This is a genomic window from Siphonobacter sp. SORGH_AS_1065, from assembly GCF_030818595.1.
Classification (GTDB): Bacteria; Bacteroidota; Bacteroidia; order Cytophagales; family Spirosomataceae; genus Siphonobacter.
In genome coordinates this window covers 2,896,903-2,917,794 of the sequence record NZ_JAUTAM010000004.1, presented here as the reverse complement: position 1 = coordinate 2,917,794, position 20,892 = coordinate 2,896,903, and the positions used below count along the sequence as shown (strand labels likewise).

Here is a 20,892-nt window from a genome sequence, read left to right as displayed (position 1 = left end):
CTTCACGGCCCTAGTTATTGATCTAACAAAGTACTTTTGCCGGTATCGCCAGTATTAATTTGAGTAAAAATAATCTTTTCTCAACGTGACGGAAGAAAAAGTTAGTGGTAAGATCGTAGACTGGGACATCATCAAACGATTGTTTCAGTTTATCAAGCCTTACCAAAGGAGATTTATCAGCCTGGTGGCTCTGATATTATTGGGAGCAATTCTGGCTCCTTTAACCCCACTATTGATTCGTTATACCATTGATCATCACATCACTACAGACGATCACGCGGGCTTAACTACCATGATGGCCCTCATGATTGCTGTATTGGTGGTTCAGGGTATTACTCAGTTTGCCAACAGTTATTTATCCGGCTGGTTAGGCCAGACCATTATTCGAGACATTCGGGTACAACTTTATGAAAAAATCCTTTACCTGCGTTTAAAGTTTTTTGACGATACCCCCATTGGTCGGCTCGTCACCCGCACCATTTCTGATATTGAAACCCTGGCCGACGTTTTCTCGGAAGGCCTGGCCAATATTGCCGGTGATATTCTTCAGTTGATCCTGATTATCAGCGTTATGTTCTACACCGATTGGCGGCTTTCGTTGATCAGTTTGAGTACCGTTCCTCTGATGCTGGTATCCACTTATATCTTCAAAGAAAAAGTCAAGAAGTCCTTCAATATTGTTCGGACAGCCGTTTCTAATCTAAACTCGTTTGTTCAGGAGCACATTACGGGCATGAGTATCGTGCAGATTTTCAGTGCTGAGCCCATTGAACACCAGAAGTTTGAAGCTCTCAACAAAGAGCATAAAGATGCCAACATTAAGTCCATTCTTTATTACTCGGTGTATTATCCGGTTGCAGAAGTCATCTCGGCCATGGCGACGGGTTTAATTGTCTGGTACGGAGCGAAAGAGGTTATTGGCCTGACGACAAGTTATGGTACAATTACGGCCTTTATCATGTTCATTAACCTGTTTTTTCGCCCCATTCGCATGCTGGCCGATCGCTTCAACACCCTTCAAATGGGCGTAGTCAGTACCGACCGGATTCTGAAACTGCTGGATTCGGATGAGTATACCCAGAACGAAGGTACCTATACACCCGAAGAACTGCACGGTAGAGTAGAATTCCGAAACGTATGGTTTGCTTATAATGAACCGGAATTTGTTTTGAAAGACATTAGTTTTACCGTTGAAGCGGGTAAAACCATCGCTTTAGTCGGGGCTACGGGAGCGGGTAAGTCTTCAACGATTAACCTCTTAAGCCGTTTTTACGAAATTCAGAAGGGGCAGATTCTCATTGATAATGTCGATCTGAAAAATTATGAACTAGGCTGGCTCAGAAGCCGGATTGGCGTGGTCTTGCAGGACGTTTTCCTGTTTTCGGATACCATTGAACGTAACATTACCCTCGGCGATCCGAGCATTACCCGGGAACAGGTGATTGAGGCTGCCAAGCTGGTCGGAGCTGATGAATTTATTCAGAAGTTACCCGGTACCTACAGCTATAACGTTATGGAACGCGGAGCCACGCTTTCGGTGGGTCAGCGTCAACTCATTTCGTTCGTTCGGGCACTGGTTCGTAACCCCCGCATCCTGATTCTGGACGAAGCCACCGCTTCTGTCGATACCGAAACCGAAGAACTGATTCAGAATGCCATCACGAAATTGATGAAAGGCCGAACGGCTATCGTTATTGCCCACCGACTGAGCACGATTCAAAACGCTGATCAGATTCTGGTGTTGGAAAAAGGTAAGATCGTCGAGGCAGGTAATCACGAAGAGTTACTGGAAAAAGAGGGGCATTATGCGAACTTGCACCGGATGCAGTATAAGGAATTAGTGTAGGGTTTTGAGTTAGGGGTTTATGTTATGGCTGGTGAATACACCAGCCATAGCTTTTTGTAAACGTTTCTGTCGCCATGGTTGGTGTCACCACCAACCATTACTCCTTCTCATAACAAGCCTTACCTAACTACAAAAATGGCTGGTGAAGACACCAGCCATGGCTTTGAAAATAACCCCAGCGGGGTTAAATACGAATAGCCCCGGATGCTAATCCGGGGTAACTGTAGATAGGACAAAACGTTAGTTTTTTCGCCATGGTTGGTGTCACCACCAACCATCACTCCTTCTCATAACAATCCTTGCCTAACTACAAAAATGGCTGGTGAAGACACCAGCCATGGCTTTGAAAACAACCCCAGCGGGGTTAAATACGAATAGCCCCGGATGCTAATCTGGGGTAACTGTAAATAGGACAAAACGTTAGTTTTTACACAAGTAGATTATTACTACCCCTGTCTTTCTGCATGGTCACTCGGATGTATCCAGAACAGAGCTACCAATAAATCAACACTGCCGGGGTTAGCGTTTTACACTGAAAACTCCAAACTCTATCGTATTTTTGCGTTCGTGAGTAAGAAAACCAAATATTACGTAGTCTGGCAGGGACGGCATCCGGGGATTTTTGATAACTGGGAAGACGCTAAAGCTCAGATTGAGGGCTTTAATGGAGCTCAGTATAAATCCTTTGAAGACAAACAACAGGCCGTTATGGCCTTTCGGGAAAATCCCCGGAAGTACATCGGTACGGCTAAAAAAGTCGAGTCAACCCCCAAGAATTCGGCCCTGGTCGGAAAGCCCATTACCCCTTCCCTAGCCGTCGATGCGGCCTGGAATACGGCTACTGGCGTTATGGAATATCAGGGCGTTGAATACCCTTCCGGCACGCTGATTTTTAGAATGGGACCTTTTGCCGACGGCACGAATAATGTCGGCGAATTTCTGGCGATTGTCCACGGATTGGCTTACCTCAAAAAAGTAAACAGTCAGCTGCCGATATACTCCGACTCCAGAACGGCCATTAGCTGGGTTCGTAACAAAGTCGCCAATACCAAACTTCCAGAAACGGAAGCCAACAAAATCCTGTTTGAATTAATTGATCGGGCTGAAACCTGGTTGAAAAATAATACGTATTCAACCAGAGTACTCAAATGGGAAACCGAATACTGGGGTGAAAATCCCGCCGATTTCGGACGTAAATAATTCCCTTTTCATTGTACGCACTTACGTCATGGCCCGTAACTCTTTCTTTACATTCAAGCAATTTACCATTCATCAGGACCAGACTTCGATGAAAGTCTGTACGGATGCCTGCGTGTTAGGAGCCTGGACAAAAGTTACGAACACACATTCCATTCTGGATATTGGCACCGGCACCGGCCTTTTACCGCTCATGCTGGCTCAACGCATTCATGAAGCAGAATATCGGATTGATGCCGTAGAAATTGATGCAAACTCAGCCGAACAGGCTCGACAAAATATTGCTTTGAGTCCCTTTCCCTCGCAGATTACTGTCATTGAATCGGCAATTCAGACACTAGAAGTAGACCGGAAGTATGAATTAATCATTTCAAATCCTCCTTTTTTTCAAAATTCCTTACGCTCACCGAAAGAAGGACGTAATCGAGCCGCTCACGACGAACGTTTAAGTTTTGCGGAATTAGCTCAGGCGGTTCATCGGCATTTATTACCCTCAGGAAGATTTACGGTTTTATTACCCGTTTTCGAAACTGAATTGTTAAGTAAAGAATTAGCCCCTTTGAATTTTTATCTACAGGAACAGCTAGTTTTGAAAAATTCCCCGGCTAAAGCTCCCTTCCGACTGGTCTCAACCTTTAGCAAAAGTCAAAATCGGAAGGAAATTCCAACAGAAACGCTTTGTATCCGCAATGAAGCGGACGAGTACACGCCGGAATTCGTAAATTTGCTAAAAGATTATTACCTGATTTTCTAAATAAACCCTCAGAGTAGATCAAATTTGTACCTGTTCACGTTACTCTACATCTGAATTTTCGCTGAGTTTATTTAGAAAACTTTCATTCACAGGATATTACGAGAATGCCACCATACCTTTATCAGTTATCCATTGTCATCCCCCTGTACAATGAAGAGGAATCACTTCCTGAACTTTGTGCCTGGATTGAGCGGGTAATGAATGAACATCAGTTTACGTATGAAATCATTCTGGTGGATGACGGTAGTAACGATCACTCCTGGCGGGTGATTCGCCAGCTTTCCCTCCAGAATCCGCACATTCGGGGCATGCGTTTTAGCCGCAATTATGGGAAATCAGCCGCTTTATATACGGGTTTTCAGGCCGCTTTAGGTCAGGTAATCATCACAATGGATGCTGACCTACAGGACAGTCCCGAGGAAATTCCTGAACTGTATCGCCTCATTACTGTCGAAGAATACGATCTTATCTCGGGCTGGAAGCAGAAGCGTTACGATCCACTTTCCAAGACGCTTCCAACTAAATTATTCAATGCCGTTTCCCGCTGGGTTTCGGGTGTTCAGTTGCATGACTTCAATTGTGGACTGAAAGCCTATGACGCTCCTGTGGCGAAATCCGTACGTTTGTACGGCGAAATGCACCGCAATATTCCCATTCTTGCCAAATGGAATGGCTTTTCAAAAATTGGAGAAAAGGTAGTGCAGCACCGGGCCCGGAAATATGGCAAAACCAAATTCGGGTTAGAGCGTTTTATATACGGATTGCTGGATATGCTCACGATTGTGTTCGTCAATCGTTTTGGGAAGCGACCCATGCATTTATTTGGTACTTTTGGAGTAATTTCGTTTTTACTTGGGTTTGTCGCTACGACTTGGCTGGGTATTGATAAGATTTACAGCGTTGCTGCAGGGCATAAATTTCGCAACCTGACTGACGATCCGAAGTTTTTCTTGGCCTTAACAGCTATTATTGTAGGCTCACAATTATTTCTGGCCGGCTTTCTCGGTGAGTTAATGGCTTCCAATGCTGAACGAACTACCGAATACAAGATTCGGGAAAAAGTAGGAATGGAAGAAAAAGTATAAGTGTTCTAGTGCTGAGTTATTTATAAAACATATTTGATTATTTTTAGCGACTATTGTCTGTCAAACCGCATTAAATCGGTTATTATCCTATGAGTTTTTCGACCCAAATTGCACACCCCTGGCACGGGGTTCCCATCGGGGAAAATGCCCCTGAAGTTGTTACCGCCTTCATTGAGATTGTACCCACGGATACGGTTAAATATGAAATTGACAAAGAAACGGGCTTTTTGAAAATTGACCGTCCTCAGCTTTTCTCTAACTATATGCCTTGTTTGTATGGCTTCCTGCCCCAAACCTACTGCGGCGATGCCATCGCTCAGTACGCTACAGAGCAGTCAGGTCGTAACATTCCTGAAGGTGATGGAGATCCGCTGGACATTTGTGTATGGGCAGAAAAAACCATCCCTCACGGTAATATCATCCTTCAGGCCATTCCCATCGGCGGTATTCGTCTGATCGACAAAGGCGAAGCGGACGATAAAATCATCGCCGTTCTGAAAAATGATGCCGTTTATGGTAGCTGGACTGACCTAAACGATTGCCCTAAAAGCGTATTAAATCGTCTGGTTCACTACTTCCTGACGTACAAAAATATTCCGGGCGAAGCCAAAGCTGTAATCGAAATTGATACGGTATATGGTCGTGATGTGGCTCACGAAGTAATTCGTAAGAGCCGTCAGGATTACCAAACCCTGACTTCGAAAACGGCCCTTATTTAAGGATAACCGTTCTCACGTCCTTTCATCCGCGGGAAATCCCGCTCAGACTTATTTCAAGCCCGTTGCAAGACGGGCTTGTTATTTTTATAGAATAACAATAGCTCATTACTACTTTTCCAAAACATTCTATAACACACCTTATGCTACAATTTCTGAAATATGTACTTGCTACCATTGTGGGCCTGTTACTCTTTTCGGTCGTTGCGTTTTTCTTAATTATTGGCATTGCCTCGGTTGTTGGCTCGGCTAGCGAAAGCGTAACGCTGGATGATAATTCTGTTTTAAAACTAGACCTGAACAAAAGCTTTACCGAACACGATAACGTATCGAATCCCTTATCTGATTTTAGTGGCCCTTTCATCAGCAACAAAAGTCAGGTGGGCGTAGTCCAATTAAAGCAAGCCTTAGCCTACGCTAAAACGGATTCAAAAATCAAGGGTATTTACCTGAAGGCCAACTCCCCCAGCACAGGATGGGCCGTTCTTGAAGAAGTTCGTAATGCCTTAATTGACTTCAAGAAATCCGGAAAATTTGTTTACTCCTACGGCGAAACATACACCGAGCAGGGTTATTACCTTTCTTCCGTAGCCGACAAAATTTACCTGAATCCATCCGGGGGAATTGATTTTAACGGATTGAATGCCGAATACGAATTCTACAAAGGCACCTTCGATAAGCTTGATATCAAACCTGTAGTTTTCCGTGTGGGTAACTATAAAAGTGCCGTGGAGCCTTTCCTTCGTGAAAACATGAGTGAAGAAAACCGCGAGCAGACCAAGTCTTTCCTGAACTCCATTTACAATCAGGTTTTGGATGAAGTGTCCAAAAGTCGTGGCGTGTCCGTGGCAGAATTGAAAACCATTGCCGATTCTCTGAAAGCTTACGAACCAACGGACGCTCTGAAGAACAAGATCGTCACTAACGTAGGTTACTACGATGAGTTTGATACCGCCATTCGTAAAGCCCTGAAAATTAACGAAGACCAGAAGGTTAATTACGTTAATCTGGACAAATACCAGAAAACGATTTCTGCGGATAAAGACGCTCCGAATACAGATAATAAAATTGCCGTTATCGTTGCCGAAGGTAGCATCGTAGACGGGAGCGACGACAGCGACGGACAAATTGCTTCCGAGAAAACAGCCGCTGAAATCCGTAAGGCTCGTAAGGATAAAAACGTGAAAGCCATTGTTTTACGAATCAATTCCCCCGGTGGTTCTGGTCTGGCGTCAGAAGTAATGTGGCGGGAGATTCAACTGGCTCGTGAGAAAAAACCAGTCATTGCGTCGATGTCTAATTATGCAGCTTCCGGTGGTTATTACCTGGCCATGGGTTGTAACAAAATCGTAGCTCAGCCCACGACGATTACGGGTTCCATCGGCGTATTCTCGCTGTTTTTCCGCGTGGACGAATTCACGAAGAATAAGTTAGGAATCACTTTCGACCGCGTTAATACGAACGCTCACTCGGATTACCCTACGCTGACTCGCGAAATGGACGATTTCGAGAAAGCTCATTTCCAGCGTTCAACGGATCGCTTTTACGAGGTATTCACCAACAAAGCAGCTCAAGGCCGTAAAATGCCCGTTGAAAAACTCAGAGCTCTTGCGGGTGGCCGCGTGTGGTCTGGTTTGGAAGGCAAACAAAACGGATTGGTTGACGAATTAGGAGGTCTGGACAAAGCTATCTCACTGGCAGCTTCGGAGGCAAAACTGAAATCGGGTGAATACCGGGTTCGTTACCCTGCTAAGAAGGAATTCTTCGAAACCTTATTTGATACCGTAGATGCCGAGCAGGAAGCCCGCCTTATGAATTCAACTTTTGGTGATCTAGTTCCTTACGTTCAGAAACTGAAAAAATTACAGACCATGAATGGTTTACAGGCTCGTTTGCCTTACGAAATCAATATTCGTTAAGACTAAAAATTTTCACCAATCAAAAGGGTCGTGCATTCCTCATGCACGACCCTTTTTTATTAAGTAATCCTATTCAATTATTAAAAACAGATTAAAAACTAGCAGTTAATAAGCCAACTTATCTTTAGTAGAAATGAGCTGACATACCTTTGTTTTTAATTAATCTAAATTAATTAAACTCTATGGTCAAAAAAATATATCTCCCATTTGTCTACTTCAGCTTATTATTAGTGCTTCTGACTCAAGCCGCCTTTTCGCAGCAAAAGCAAATGGACTTGGCTCCCGGAACGATTCACGGAGTCATTAAAACTGCCGCTGGCGAAGGTTTGGAAGGCGTTCACGTCATGGTTTCTGCTTCTAAAACAGGAACGACTACTGACGAAACGGGTCATTTTCAGTTATCGCTGGAACCCGGCAAATCCTATACGCTACATCTTTCCATCGTAGGGTATGAATCTGCTGTTCATCACATTAAAACCTCAACTTCAGGCGGCGTAGCATATACGTTCACACTGAATTCTGGCAGTACTGCTTTGCAACAGGTAGAAATCATTGGTCGGAAAGAGACGACGTACAAAACTTCGACCACCTTCATTGGTAGTAAATCCGCTACCAACCTCAAGGATCTGCCTCAATCGGTTTCCTACGCCAGTAAAGAACTCATCGCTGATCAGGGGGCGATACGAGTGGGTGAAGTGGTCAAGAACTTCAGCGGCGTTACTCAATTTACCTTTTATGACGACTTAACCATTCGTGGTTTTCGAATCAATGGACAGTCTAATACTCAGTTAATCAACGGTCTACGCACCAGCACGGGATTTTGGAAACAACCCCTGGTCAATTACCTGGAACGTGTAGAGGTACTGAAAGGCCCTTCTTCTGCTCTATTTGGAAACGCCAGCCCCGGCGGTACGGTCAACCGTGTCACTAAAAAGCCATTGGATGAAAATCGTAAATCACTGAGTCTATCCTTAGGAAGTTTTAATAATTTCCGGGCTTTAGCCGACTTTACCGGCCCCGCCAGCAAGGATAGTACCTTGTTGTATCGTCTGAATTTGGGATATGAGAATGCCCAGTCTTTCCGTGATTTACAGTTTGACAAAAACCTGATCATTGCCCCATCCTTCTCTTTCCTGCCCAATGATAAGACCCGTATCAATTTTGATCTGGTGTATAATGATTCAAGAAGTCGTCTGGATCGCGGACAGTCGGTGTTTGGTAACAGTGATTTATATTCTACGCCAACCTCTCTATCTCTTGCTACACCTAGTGATTATTTGAACGAACAGACGTATAATGTTTCGTTATCCTTAAGTCGTAAGCTCACTAATTGGCTAAGCTTCAACGCAGCTTACATGAAAACGGGCTATGCAGAAGATCTTTTCGAACATCGTTCGGCCAGTGGATATGGAGTAGACGCAACTGGAGCTAGCCTTCCTGCTAAGGTTGCCATGCAAGTTTTCAACCGTAAACGAACTCGGTTTATTGACAATTTTTCTGGCTATTTTAACGTCGAAACCACCACCGGTCTTATTGAACACCGTCTAATAGTAGGTTATGATTATGGAAGTGAAAAATTACCTGTGGGAGGTTCTCAGTTAACAGCTAGTGGTTATCGCAATTCAGCTAATAATGGTTTTATTGGATCGTATATTCCTGCTGAAAAATCAAAGTATTTGCTAGATGCAAAGGGAAATCCAGTGCCTAATGTTCCTCACTTTGATTTATCAAATATTCTTAATTCTCAACGAATACAGGATGATAGTAAATTATTCTACTTACAAAAGTTATTTGATCCCACGTACTATTACCTCAACGCCGCTTACATTCAGGAACAACTCAAATTTGGTCGTTTTCAGGCTTTGTTAGGTGTTCGTTATGAAAACTACACGGACTTTGATAAGTATAAAACTTCCAGCCAGAAGAAGACCAACCAGTCGGTATGGTTACCTCGTTTTGGTTTAGTGTTTACCGCGAATGCAAACGTTAACCTGTATGCTACTTACGTTCAGGGATATAATCCACAGACTGCTTCATCCATTGCCAATCCGAACGCTGGCGGACCGTTTAAACCCATGGAAAGTAATATGATCGAAGCCGGAGCAAAATCCAGTTGGCTGGAAGATCGGCTAACGGCTTCTTTCGCGGTTTATCAGATCAGACAAACGAATACGCTTTACAACGCCAATGACACTCAAAATCCAGAGTTATTACGTCAGGTCGGAGCAGAAGTGTCTCGTGGCATTGAATTTGACGTAATCGGACGAATTCTGCCGAACTGGAGTGTCATTGCTTCGTATGCCTATAACAAAGCCCAAATTACAGAGACATTAATCGAAGCCGAACGTAATATTCAGAAGCCAAATGCTCCCCGCAATCTGGCTAACTTCTGGACGCGTTATTCCATCGCAAACGGTGACTTCAAAGGCTTGGGTGTTGGTTTAGGAGCCAATTTTGTGGACAAGCGTAATCTTTCCATTAACCTCACGCAGACGATTCCTTCGTATCTGTTGTTCAACGCAGCCGTGTATTACAATGTGGGTAGGGTTCAGCTTCAGTACAACCTGAATAATATTACCAATAAGACGTATTGGGTAGGTGGTTACGACTATATTCGCCTCTTCCCCGGTGCTCCGTCCAATTCGCTGTTAACGATTAACTATACGTTCTGATTTCATAAAACTAAAAGGACGATTAGCTTTTGCCAATCGTCCTTTTATGTGAACATTACTTGGTTGCTACCCGCCAGACTTTACCACCCCCATCGTCAGTTACCAGCATAGAACCGTCTTTCAAGTAGAACGTTCCTACCGGACGACCGTACACTTCTCCTGATTCAGGATTAGCAATAAATCCGGTTAGGAAATCCTGGGGTTTTCCAGCAGGCTTTCCATTCTTAAAGGGTACAAATACCACCTTATAACCCACCAGTTCCGAGCGATTCCAGGAACCATGTTGCCCTACATAGGCTCCCTGACGGAAGGCCGCCGGGAATTTATCTCCTTTGTAGAACGCCAGGCCCAGCGAGGCCGTGTGCGAACCCAAATCTACGTCGGGCACAACCGTTTTCTTCACGGCTTCGGGATTTTCACCTTTGCGGCGGGGATCTTCGTGCGGGCCCCAATAGGCAAAAGGCCAACCGTAGAAAGCACCTTCTTTTACCTGAGTCAAGTAATCAGGCACGAGTTCGTCGCCCAGTTCATCCCGCTCATTTACTGCCGACCAGAGTTTTTTCGTGTTAGGTTCCCAATCCATGCCAACGGGGTTACGAATGCCGCTCACGTATATTTTTTCGCCGGAACCATCGGGATTAATTTCCAGGATACTAGCCCGACGCACTTCGTTTTCCATGCCGTGTTCAGCTACGTTACTTCCTGAACCTACAGAAACATAGATTTTCGAGCCGTCACTATTGGCTAGCAGGTTACGCGTCCAGTGGTTGTTATAACCACCCGCGGGTAAATCCAGGATTTTTTGCCCTTTAGCTGTAATCTTGGTATCTCCTTCTTTGTAAGGAAACTTCAGAATGCCGTCGGTATTAGCTACGTAAAAATCATTTTTGATTAACAACATCCCAAATGGCTGATTGAGGTCTTTCAGGAAAATTTCACGCACATCCGGTTGGCCGTCTTTATTAGTATCGCGGAGCAGGGTAATGCGGTTAGCACTCAGTCCGTCATCCGAACGGGATTTAATCTTGCCGGAAACCTGCTCCTGTACGCGTTTGGCACCTTTGGTTTCGGTATTAGATTCTACAATCAGTACATCTCCGTTGGGTAACTGATAGGCCCAGCGTGGGCTTTTGAGGTTACCAGCGTATTCGGTTACCACAAAGCCTTCGGGAGCCTTGGGCATCTGCCCATCAGACCAGCCAATGATATTACTGTATTTATTTTTAGGCTTGGATGGCTCCGGTAAATTTACTTTTTGCGGCACCTCTTCCGTTGCCACCGTCTGGGTAGAATCGGCTTCGGCTTTATCGTTCGAAGATTTCTGAGCACACTGCACACAGGTAATAATGAAGAAACCCGTGACTATTATCGTTAAGGCTGAAAAGCTGGAATGAAATCGGTTTATCATGGGATGTTTTGATTAATTCAAAACATCCCCAAAAAATAAATGTGCCAGTATGGGAGTGATGGGGTTGGATATGTTTGAGTTAGTTTGAAAGTTTGATTGTCGTTTGAGCATTTGAAAACGTTTGGGCCAATTAGAGAGTCTTACCCTACTAGATCATACTTGCTCAAACTAATTCAAACCCTGACTACTGGAGCGAAATTCCATCTCGTTCCTACCCCAACGGCAGGTAGAACCTGCCGTTCCCACTCCAAGTCTGTCATCCAGAGCGAAGCGAAGGAACCTATTCCTTTTGCGAACGTACTCGGCTTTAACAAAGCTTTACTCCCCTAATCTACAGCAGCTCTCTCTACCTTCGAAAGAACAGTGAGGGTAGTTTATTAATGACCAGATCACACTTTCTCAAACCGATTCAAACCTGATCTAATCTCCTCAAACCTGATCTAACCTCCTCAAACCAAAGCCTTCCGCATGGTATAGTGCTGAATTTCGTTGAAAAGCAGGTAACTCGTTTTTGTGATTTCGTAACCGATGGATTGGTAGAAAGGCACGGCATTTTCGCGGGCTTCCAGAATGATCTCGGTTAACCCCTGCCCTAAAGCCAATGCCTCCAGGTAACTCATTAGCTTTTTTCCAACCCCTTTACCCTGGGCAGCCGTTGACACCGCTACACAGCGTACCTGCCCTACACCGGGTTCGTTGGTTTGTAAGCGGGCTACACCTAGTATTTTTCCGCCTTCACCAAAAGCAGCGGCGTGAATGACCTGATCTTCGTCGGCTAACCTTTCACTGCCCGGCGGCTGATTCCAGGGATCGCGAAGGACGTCAAATCGCAGTTGGTAATAAGCTTTCCACTCTTCGGGAGTCTGAGGAGAACGAACTATAATCATAGCTACTGAAAATGTAAATAATTGAGCAATTTCTGAGGAAGGTACGGCCTGAGTCAACGTAAATCCAGCCTTTTCAAACACTTGCTTTAGTTCTGATGCGGTAAACAAGGGCTTACCACAGCCTTCATGCCGTTCGCCCGAAAACTGAGCGATTTGTTCCTCGACAAAAACAGAACCATTTTCCTTCATAACCCGTCTGATTTCCTGAAGCATCGCTGCCTGTTCGGAGAACTCATGAAAGGCATTACTCAGGATGAGTTTATCTAAACTTTGGTCGGGTAATGGAATTTTCTGCGGGGTGTTGATTATAACCTGAAAGCGACTCGTATTGAGTTTCGAGTAATGCTTTTCCCAATAACCAACCGCCGCCTGCACTTCTTCTTCATTAAGAATTTCAGGATTAATATCCATCAAAACGAAGTTCAGGTTCCCTAGCAGTACTCCCAAGCCAATTTCCCAGATTCCCCCGCCGCAACCTAAGCTACCTATTTTTTCGTTCGGCTGGAAGTTAAATGTCTCGAGAAACTGATGCATAGAAAGGATATTAAACAGCGAAGGCCGGTCAAAACCAGCCTTCTACGTATCATAATTAATCAGGGATTATAGAAGTAATCCGGCGATGGTTGCACTCATGTAACTAGCCAGCGTTCCGCAAATAAGAGCTTTAAAGCCCAATTTAGCTAAATCCGAACGACGGGTGGGAGCTAACTCTCCAATTCCCCCTACCTGAATAGCAATGGAACTGAAGTTTGCAAATCCACACAAAGCGAAACTGGTAATTGCAATCGTTTTGGGGTCCAGCTCGCCTTTCATTTTAATCAGATCCAGGTAAGCCACGAATTCATTCACTACCATTTTAGTACCCATCAACGCACCCGCTTGTTCAATATCCTGACTCGGCACCCCCATACACCAGGCAAAAACGGAGAAGATTTTTCCTAAAAACCAGTTCAGGCTCAAGTCACCCATGCCAAAGATATAGTAACCAATTCTCCAGAAAATCGAATCGACCAGAGCAATCAGAGCAATGAAACCGATCAGCATCGCCACCACGTTGAAAGCCACTTTCAGACCCTCGCCCGCACCCGCCGCAATGGCATCCAGCAAGTTGGCGTGGTGCTTTTTCACTTCCAGCTTTACTACACCTTTGGTAGCGGATTCTTCCGTTTCAGGAAATACGATTTTTGAGATCACCAAAGCTCCGGGAGCCGCCATTAAGCTAGCGGCCAGTAAGTACGAAGCTTCTACGCCCAACTTGATATACGTTGCCATAACGCCCCCGGCAATACAGGCAAAACTACCCGTCATGGAAGCCATTAACTCCGACTTAGTCATGTCTTTCAGGTAAGGCTTCACCATGATCTGAGCCTCAACCTGCCCTACGAAAGCACTGGAAACGTTCGAAAGAGCCTCGGCTCCACTCACGCCCATTAGCCAGTACATTCCCCGGGCTAATACCGAAATAATCCGCTGCATCAGTCCAAGGTGATAAAGCATGTTTACCAGTACTGCCACAAAAATGATGGTGGGGACAATCTGAAAAAAGAAAATGAAGTTATTGGACGCACCAAAAACGCTCGTCAATAAGGGAGAATTGACTAAAGGGCCAAACACGAAAGTGGCTCCTTCGCTGGCTTTATCCAGTAATTTTTTAACCAGTTCACCTACGAATCCAAAAACTTGCTGGCCCAAAGATGTCTTCAAAATGAAAACGGCCAGACCAATTTGTAGAGCCAGACCCACGCCTACAGTTCGGTAATTAATGGCTTTACGGTTATTGGAAAGGGCAAAGGCAAGGCCTAAAATTACGGCAATGCCAATCAAGCCGGTGAATCGATCCATGTGGTAAGGGGAAAAATATAATGCTTAAGTGTGATGAAACCCTGCGAAAATAACCGATTCTGGCTCTGATACCAAACGAATTAGTGAGTTAACCGCTTCTTTAATTTTCCTTACGTTTCAGAATTTTCCAAGGGCACAGGCAACTTTTCTGCCCTTCTCTACGAGTAAGGAGTCGGTACTATTTCAAACTTCAAGACTCCTTTTTGTATGCTATTCAGAAAAATTATGCTCTCTGTGCTGTTCCTGGCTGGAATGGGGGGAATGTCAGCTTGTAAAAAATCATCGGAAGAAACGCCTCGTATGGACGTTTCCATCCAGCAAACCGGTCTGGGAGACGTGCTGGTGGATAAGCAGGGAAAAACGCTTTATCTCTTTGCCAAAGATGTAGCCGGGCCTTCTACCTGTACCGGCGGCTGTCTGACCGCCTGGCCCGCTTTCTACCGGGAAAACCCTACGCTGGGAAATGGATTAGCCGCTGCTGATTTCGCCACTATTACCCGCTCGGATGGAGCTAAACAAACGACGTATAAAGGCTGGCCTTTGTATTACTTCCAGGGCGATGCAGCCAGCGGAGATACCAAGGGCGATAAAGTAGAATCGGTTTGGTTTGTGGCCAAGCCGCATTTTAGCCTCATGATTGGGGCCGGGCAATTACTGGGTAATGACGGGAAGAATTATACTAGTGCCTACGCCGAAGGAACAGGCCAGACCATCTATCTGGTTGATAGCGTAGGACACACCTTATATGCCTTTGCCCCCGATAAAAACGGAAAAAACACCTACACTAAATCAGACTTTAGTAATAACGCCACCTGGCCACTGGCTGAGTTTTCGGCTAAAAATGTTCCTTCTTTGGTAAGTGCAGATGATTTTAAAACGATTACTGTCTTTGGTCGTACGCAATTAACTTACAAGGGCTGGCCCCTTTATTACTTCGGACCAGACAATAGCCAACGCGGGAGCACAAAAGGCGTCAGCGTTCCCCGGCCCGGCGTTTGGCCCATTGTTAATCAGAACTCTAGCGTAGCTCCGAACTAGTGCGTTTTTTTCGCAGAAAGAAGAATAAAATCCAGGAAAGGACGAGCAGGGCAATGGTTATCTGCAAAGGTAAATTGTGCTGCTCGTCCAGTTCTTTAACCCGTTTCCGGTAATTTTCCAGATCACGCCGCAGCAATTTATTTTCTTCCATTAAGGCTCCGCTTTCGCCTAAATAAGAGTTCGCTTTCTGAGCCACATCGGAATTCCGGCGACGTAACTCGGCGACCTCCCCCTGCTTCATCCGATTCAGTTCTGCCAGAATTTCGTTGTCTTTCGCCAGAATATTCTCCAGTGTTTCAATGATGTTGCGTAAATCTTTCTTCGACTGTCCGCCGAAAAAAGCATTACGTTCCTTTTGATCCTGAGCCCATTTTTTATACAAAGTTCCGCGTTGTCCTACCAATACATTAAGCACCGAATCAGGATGAGCCACGTAGCTGTATCGCATATTTTGCGAGTAGCTGGTGAGAGAGAATAGCAGAAGGCCGAGAGCAAATATTAATCGCATAGGTCGTTTAATTTTGGATTACCTATACTTACTAAAAAGCGATTAGGATTGTTTAAGCCCTTCTGAATATCTGCTTAAACAATCCTAATCGCTCGTATGCTATGCTTGAGGGGTACCTAAAAAAGCAATTGATCCGACAGACTTTCTTCCGTTACCTCGTAAAACTTCTGGTGAATATTGAAAGGTTCTTCATCCGCTTTCCGGGGACATTTTTTATAACTGCCATCCTCTTTCAAGGTGTAGGCATTTACATTGTCCTTCAGGTTATAATCCAGAATCAGAACGGCCTGCTGCTGAACTTTCGGATCGATTAAGCGGAATAAAGATTCAATCCGTTTGTCAAAACTCCGAACCATCAAGTCTGCACTGCCACCGTAAATTTTAGGCTGGCCATCATTATGGAAATAGAAGAGACGGGTATGTTCCAGGTATTCCCCGACAATCGAACGAACCGTAATGTTTTCCGATAACCCTTCCCGACCGGGTCGTAAACAGCAAATACCCCGAACAATCAATTTGATGGGAACACCCGCTTGCGAAGCCAGGTATAACTCATCAATGGTTTCCCGATCTTCCAGCGAGTTAATTTTCAAACAGATCCCTGCCGTTTTTCCTTCCTTAGCGTTCGCCGCCTCGGCTCGAATTAACTCAATGAGGTTATTCCGCATATCGCCGGGAGCCGTAATCAGGTTTTGATAACTACTGGGCAGTGAATGCCCGGTAATCACGTTAAAGAATTCGGCTACATCGCTTGTATACTTTTCGTTGGAAGTTAATAACCCCACGTCAGTATACAATTTGGCGGTGTCTTCATTATAGTTACCACTCGACAAGTGAGCATAACGTTTCACGCCATCCCCTTCAGCCCGTACGATGAGTAATAGTTTCGTGTGGGTTTTGAAACGACCAATACCGTGAATCACAAAGCAACCCGCCTTTTGCAGACGCTCTGCTTCACGGATGTTATTCTCTTCGTCGAAACGAGCCTTTACTTCAAATAATACGGCTACGTTTTTGCCATTTTCAGCGGCTTTCAGTAAGGCTGCCGTTACCCGGGAATTTTTTGCAACCCGGTAAATCGTCAGCTTAATACTAAGCACATTGGGATCTTCTGCCGCCTGTTCGAGTAACTGAAGAACCGGTTCGAAATTATTATAGGGGTGATGCAAAAACACATCACGGTCTTTCAGCGATGAGAAGATTCCGTCCACCCCTCCCCGAGGCATACCCAACGGAGCCACGGGCATGGGCGATTTCGGTAACTCGTCGCGGAACTCGGGATGGCGAATGATTTGCCACATGGACGAAAAGTCAATGAGCCGATCCGCGTAGAAAATGTTCAGGTCATCAATTTCCCATTTCTTCTTGAAGATATTAATAACCCATTCGGAACAGTTTGGCTCAACGGCAATTTTCACCACCCGACCTAACCGACGGTTTTTTACTTTCTGACGAATTTCATCAATGATATCGTCTTCTACGTCGTCAATATCTTCTACTGAAAAATCGCCGTTACGAATGATTCGTAATAAGCTGACATTCAGAATTTCAATATTGCGGTAAAGCTTATAAATTTCGTGACGAACGATTTCTTCCATCGGTAAGAAAACCACTTCCTCACCCCGGTCAATGACATAAAAACGGGGTAGATTTTGTGGAATCTGGATGAAAGAAAGTTTCTTCTCGGCCTGATCTTTCTTAGTAACGTTCTGGTTTTTGGTAACAACCGTAAACGTCAGCGTCTTGGGAATAAGACTGGGAAAGGTGTGCGTCTGGTCATACACCATTGGCGTCAGCATCGGAAAAATCGTCCGATCAAAGTGACGGATGGCTGATTCGGCTTCTTCTTCGGTTAAATCTTCCCACTGGGCTAATCGTAATTCATGCTCTGGGAACTGAGGTAATAACTCGTCCCGGAAAATGCGGCTACGTTCTTCGTGAAAACGCTGAATAGCCGAAAGTAGCGTCTGACGGAAAGGCCATTCCCGAAGACCCGAGTAATCTACCCGTTCTTTCTTATAATCCAGATAGTTATATAAACTTCCTACCCGGATGGAAAAGAATTCATCCAGGTTTGAAGCGGTAATAGCCAGAAATTTCAATCGGTCAAATAAGGTACGCTGCGAATCACGAACCTGGTCAAGTACGCGTTCATTAAAAGCCAGCCAGCTTAAATCCCGGCTTATATAGGCGGATTGCCCGATAGTAGAACTTACTTTTTCCTGACTACGAGCCAGACGTTTTTGGTCTTCCATAAAATTACGAAAACGGATCAGTCGCCGAAAAAACGACAAAAGGCCCGAAGATCGCGAGCCTTTCGATAAACGGTGCACTATGGTGTTTCTTCTAGACACAAAACAAACCTATTTTATCGCTGAGCTTATTTTAAACAATATTATCCTTTTGTTAACAAATAAGCGATTCGCATGATCAGAATACTTACTTATCAGAAACGGAGTTTTTTACTCAGTTATTATTATTCAACTGAGACTTGACTGCGGCATATTCTGAGCCAATTGTCGCCATTTCCTTAACCAGAAAAGTCTGCAATTGTTCGTTAAAAACGGCCTTTTCTTCCACCGAAAGCGAGGCATATAAATCCTTCAATTCCTGATTAATAACGGCTCTTTCGGCCTCATTTTCAGCCTTAATGGAACGAATATGGTAGGATTTAAAATCGTAGGTCATGCTTGTATAAGGTTTGATGGTTCGAGTCGTTTAAGTTTTCATCTTCATTTGACACATACGCTGTTGCATACGTCGATCCGACTGCTGGAATATAAATTCAAAAGCACTTTCCCACGTAGAGAAGCGACTTCATCGCGTCTAGCTTTCCCTGCCATGGCTGGTGTCTTACCAGCCATTTGTACGCAAACCGTGGTTGCGTGGTTGGTGTCTCACCAACCACGGCGTACTTTTCAAGTAACAAAAATACCTTTTACCCAGACGCGATAAATCGACATCTCTACGAAAAGAATAAAAAAAGTGGTGGATGTTTTCATCACCCACCACCCTTATGAATCATCCGTTTATGGACTAGATATCAATCTTCGCGTACTTCGCATTGCGTTCGATGAATTCCCGACGGGGAGCAACTTCGTCACCCATCAGCATCGAGAACACATGATCAGCATCAGCCGCACTTTCAATCGTTACCTGCTTCAGCGTACGGGTGTCGGGGTTCATGGTTGTTTCCCACAACTGTTCAGCGTTCATTTCACCCAAACCTTTATAGCGTTGCACACTTACTGAATCCGGGCGATCTCCACCAATTTCCAGCGTAGCCCGCTCGCGTTGCTGCTCCGTCCAGCAATAACGGAATTGCTGACCTTTTTTCACCTGATACAGCGGCGGCTGAGCAATGTACACGTATCCCTGATCGACCAGATCTTTCATATAACGGAAGAAGAAGGTCAGAATCAGTGTACGAATGTGACTCCCATCGACGTCGGCATCGGTCATGATTACGATCTTGTGGTAACGCAGCTTGTCCAGATTGAGGGCTCTTTCATCGCCTTCTTTTCCAAACTGTACGCCCAGGGCGGTAATCATGTTCTTAATCTCTTCGTTTTCGTAGATTTTGTATTCCTGAGCTTTTTCTACGTTCAGGATTTTACCACGTAATGGAAGAATGGCCTGGAAATTCCGGTTACGACCCTGCTTAGCCGTTCCCCCTGCCGAGTCCCCCTCAACGAGGAATAACTCACACAGTTCCGCATCCGATTCTGAGCAGTCGGCCAGCTTACCAGGTAAGCCACCGCCCCCAAGAACCGTTTTACGCTGAACGGCTTCACGAGCTTTGCGAGCGGCAATCCGGGCCTTGGCCGCAATGATTACTTTATCAACAATGACTTTGGCTTCTTTCGGATGTTCTTCCAGCCAGGTTTGTAACATATCCGCTACCACCTGAGAAACCGCACCCGCTACCTCGCCATTTCCTAATTTCGTTTTTGTCTGGCCTTCAAACTGAGGCTCGGCTACTTTCACTGAAATAACTGCCGTCAGACCTTCGCGGAAATCTTCGCCGGAAATTTCAATTTTTTCCTTCGCCAGCATTCCGTTCTTATCCGCGTAGTTTTTCAGTGTACGCGTTAATGCACCCCGGAAACCAGCTACGTGAGTACCGCCTTCAATTGTGTTAATGTTATTTACATAACTGAATACGTTCTCTGAATAAGAGGTATTGTAAACCATGGATACCTGAACCGGAATCGAAGCTTTCTCTGATGATTCCATGTAAATGGGATCAGCTAACAGAGCTTCACGCGTTCCATCCAGGTATTTAACGAATTCGATCAGACCACCTTCTGAGTAAAACTCCTCGGTCAGGGGTTCTTCGGCTTCGTTTTTATCCCGCATATCCGTCAGGTAAATGCGGATTCCTTTATTAAGGTACGCTAATTCCCGCAGACGTTGGGCAACGGTTTCAAATTTGTATTCCGTAACCGTAAAAATGGTAGCATCTGGCTGGAAACGAACCGTGGTACCGGTGCGATCCCCAGCTTCACCTATCACGCGAACGGGATATTGAGGAACCCCGATTTTATACTCCTGCTCGAAGATTTTACCTTCGCGGTAGACGTTCACTTTCAGGTCCGTTGACAGGGCGTTCACGCAGGAAACCCCCACCCCGTGCAAACCACCGGATACTTTGTAAGATCCTTTATCGAACTTACCACCGGCGTGCAAAACGGTCATTACTACCTCAAGAGCCGACTTTTTCTCTTTCGAGTGCATTCCCGTAGGAATACCCCGGCCATTATCTTCAACGGTAATCGAATTGTCTTCGTTGATGGTAACCCGAATGGTATCACAATGACCCGCCAGAGCTTCGTCAATCGAGTTATCTACTACTTCCCAGATTAAGTGGTGAAGCCCTTTTGCCCCTACATCTCCAATGTACATGGAAGGACGTTTCCGCACGGCTTCGAGCCCTTCCAACACCTGAATATTATCGGCACCATAGTCATTGCGGGCCGTTACGACCTTATCTTCTTCCAAAACTTCGTTGGTCATAAAT

Annotated in this window: 16 protein-coding genes; 9 read left to right on the top strand and 7 right to left on the bottom strand. The window is 45.1% G+C overall.

The features are described 5' to 3' along the window. Window positions 1–85: 85 nt before the first annotated feature. From QE390_RS12715 to QE390_RS12685, 7 genes are all read left to right on the top strand, one after another. Window positions 86–1,846, top strand: a complete 1,761-nt coding sequence (locus QE390_RS12715) for an ABC transporter ATP-binding protein (protein ID WP_106636327.1) — start codon at window positions 86–88, stop codon at window positions 1,844–1,846. 567 nt (window positions 1,847–2,413) lie between these two features. Further along, window positions 2,414–3,046: a viroplasmin family protein gene (locus QE390_RS12710; protein WP_106636326.1), complete on the top strand. Its 633-nt coding sequence runs from the start codon at window positions 2,414–2,416 to the stop codon at window positions 3,044–3,046. Then, window positions 3,015–3,797 (top strand): tRNA1(Val) (adenine(37)-N6)-methyltransferase, encoded by a 783-nt coding sequence (locus tag QE390_RS12705; protein ID WP_307142402.1) that lies wholly within the window; start codon window positions 3,015–3,017, stop codon window positions 3,795–3,797. Before QE390_RS12710 ends, QE390_RS12705 begins: the two co-directional genes overlap by 32 nt. Before the next feature lie 104 nt (window positions 3,798–3,901). Continuing rightward, window positions 3,902–4,882, top strand: a complete 981-nt coding sequence (locus QE390_RS12700) for a glycosyltransferase family 2 protein (protein WP_106636324.1) — start codon at window positions 3,902–3,904, stop codon at window positions 4,880–4,882. An 89-nt stretch (window positions 4,883–4,971) separates the two neighbouring features. Then, window positions 4,972–5,601 (top strand): inorganic pyrophosphatase, encoded by a 630-nt coding sequence (locus QE390_RS12695; RefSeq protein WP_106636323.1) that lies wholly within the window; start codon window positions 4,972–4,974, stop codon window positions 5,599–5,601. A 140-nt stretch (window positions 5,602–5,741) separates the two neighbouring features. Then, entirely contained in the window at window positions 5,742–7,517 is a 1,776-nt protein-coding gene (sppA, locus tag QE390_RS12690; protein WP_307142401.1) for a signal peptide peptidase SppA, read from the top strand. 182 nt (window positions 7,518–7,699) lie between these two features. Continuing rightward, on the top strand, window positions 7,700–10,189 hold the full coding sequence (locus QE390_RS12685; RefSeq protein ID WP_307142400.1) for a TonB-dependent receptor: 2,490 nt from the start codon (window positions 7,700–7,702) through the stop codon (window positions 10,187–10,189). Window positions 10,190–10,244: 55 nt separating this feature from the next. On the opposite strand, the gene QE390_RS12680 is transcribed toward QE390_RS12685, so the two are convergent. After that, window positions 10,245–11,597: a sorbosone dehydrogenase family protein gene (locus QE390_RS12680; RefSeq protein WP_307142399.1), complete on the bottom strand. Its 1,353-nt coding sequence runs from the start codon at window positions 11,595–11,597 to the stop codon at window positions 10,245–10,247. A gap of 159 nt (window positions 11,598–11,756) precedes the next feature. On the opposite strand from QE390_RS12680, the gene QE390_RS12675 reads away from it, so the two are divergent. Then, a complete protein-coding gene (locus QE390_RS12675) occupies window positions 11,757–11,927 on the top strand; it encodes a hypothetical protein (RefSeq protein ID WP_307142398.1) in 171 nt (56 codons plus the stop codon). Window positions 11,928–12,046: 119 nt separating this feature from the next. Here the strand turns inward: QE390_RS12675 and QE390_RS12670 are convergent, their stop codons facing one another. Both QE390_RS12670 and QE390_RS12665 read right to left on the bottom strand, forming a co-directional pair. Continuing rightward, on the bottom strand, window positions 12,047–13,018 hold the full coding sequence (locus tag QE390_RS12670) for a GNAT family N-acetyltransferase (protein ID WP_307142397.1): 972 nt from the start codon (window positions 13,016–13,018) through the stop codon (window positions 12,047–12,049). 66 nt (window positions 13,019–13,084) lie between these two features. Continuing rightward, window positions 13,085–14,326, bottom strand: a complete 1,242-nt coding sequence (locus QE390_RS12665) for a NupC/NupG family nucleoside CNT transporter (RefSeq protein ID WP_106636319.1) — start codon at window positions 14,324–14,326, stop codon at window positions 13,085–13,087. Between the two features lie 207 nt (window positions 14,327–14,533). Between QE390_RS12665 and QE390_RS12660 the strand changes: the two genes are divergently transcribed. After that, complete coding sequence (locus QE390_RS12660) at window positions 14,534–15,364, top strand: hypothetical protein (protein ID WP_307142396.1); 831 nt, start codon at window positions 14,534–14,536, stop codon at window positions 15,362–15,364. On the opposite strand, the gene QE390_RS12655 is transcribed toward QE390_RS12660, so the two are convergent. The 4 genes from QE390_RS12655 to gyrB all read right to left on the bottom strand — a co-directional run bounded on the left by QE390_RS12655 (window position 15,345) and on the right by gyrB (window position 20,888). Continuing rightward, a complete protein-coding gene (locus QE390_RS12655) occupies window positions 15,345–15,872 on the bottom strand; it encodes a hypothetical protein (RefSeq protein ID WP_307142395.1) in 528 nt (175 codons plus the stop codon). The two genes, QE390_RS12660 and QE390_RS12655, sit on opposite strands and share 20 nt — an antisense overlap. Before the next feature lie 116 nt (window positions 15,873–15,988). Further along, window positions 15,989–18,127, bottom strand: coding sequence for a polyphosphate kinase 1 (ppk1, locus tag QE390_RS12650; RefSeq protein WP_307142394.1), 2,139 nt, complete (start codon window positions 18,125–18,127; stop codon window positions 15,989–15,991). Between the two features lie 211 nt (window positions 18,128–18,338). Continuing rightward, complete coding sequence (locus QE390_RS12645; RefSeq protein ID WP_307142393.1) at window positions 18,339–18,560, bottom strand: hypothetical protein; 222 nt, start codon at window positions 18,558–18,560, stop codon at window positions 18,339–18,341. Window positions 18,561–18,908: 348 nt separating this feature from the next. Next, window positions 18,909–20,888: a DNA topoisomerase (ATP-hydrolyzing) subunit B gene (gene gyrB / locus QE390_RS12640; RefSeq protein WP_106636315.1), complete on the bottom strand. Its 1,980-nt coding sequence runs from the start codon at window positions 20,886–20,888 to the stop codon at window positions 18,909–18,911. Window positions 20,889–20,892 lie beyond the last annotated feature (4 nt).